Genomic DNA, 637 nt, shown 5'->3' on the forward strand with positions numbered 1-637 from the left:
CCTGTGCGATCTCGCCCGCGTACCGGAGGATGTCGATAGCCTTCCGCGCGTCGCCGTGTTCGCGCGCCGCCAGCGCGGCGGCGCGCGGGATCGTCGAGGGTTCGAGAACGGCGTCGTGGAACGCGTCCGCCCGCGCCTGCATGATTTCCCTGAGTTGGTTCGCGTCGTACGGCGGGAAGACGAACTCGCGCTCACAGAGGCTCGATTTGACGCGCTCGTCCATCCGGTCTTTGTACTGGATCTTGTTGCTGATGCCGACGACGCCCAACTTACAGTCGGTGATCTTTCCCGCCTCGCCAGCGCGGGACAGCTGCATCAGGATGGCGTCGTCATCGAGCTTATCGATCTCGTCGAGCAGGATCAAGACGACGTCGTACCGCTGGTCGAGGATCCGCCAGAGTCGCTTGTAGTACGTGGACGTAGAGAGCCCCTTATCGGGGACGTTGATCCCGGTTTCCTCGGGGTCGTTGACACCCTCGGCGATCGTCTGGACCGCTTGCGTCTCGGTGGTGTCCTGCGCGCAGTCGACGTAGGCGAACGTCGCCGTAACACCCTCCTCGCTCGCGGTCGAGACGAGTCGCTTGGAGACGTACTTCGCGCACAGGGACTTCCCGGTGCCCGTCTTCCCGTAGATGAG

The 637-nt window shown here is 63.9% G+C and carries 1 protein-coding gene; it reads right to left on the reverse strand.

All coding sequences use genetic code 11. The features are described from left to right. On the reverse strand, nt 1-637 hold a 637-nt coding region (locus tag Z052_RS00095), incomplete at both ends, for an AAA family ATPase (RefSeq protein ID WP_144049934.1).

The sequence above is a fragment of the Halorubrum sp. C191 genome, assembly GCF_002727095.1.
GTDB classification, from domain to species: domain Archaea; phylum Halobacteriota; class Halobacteria; order Halobacteriales; family Haloferacaceae; genus Halorubrum; species Halorubrum ezzemoulense.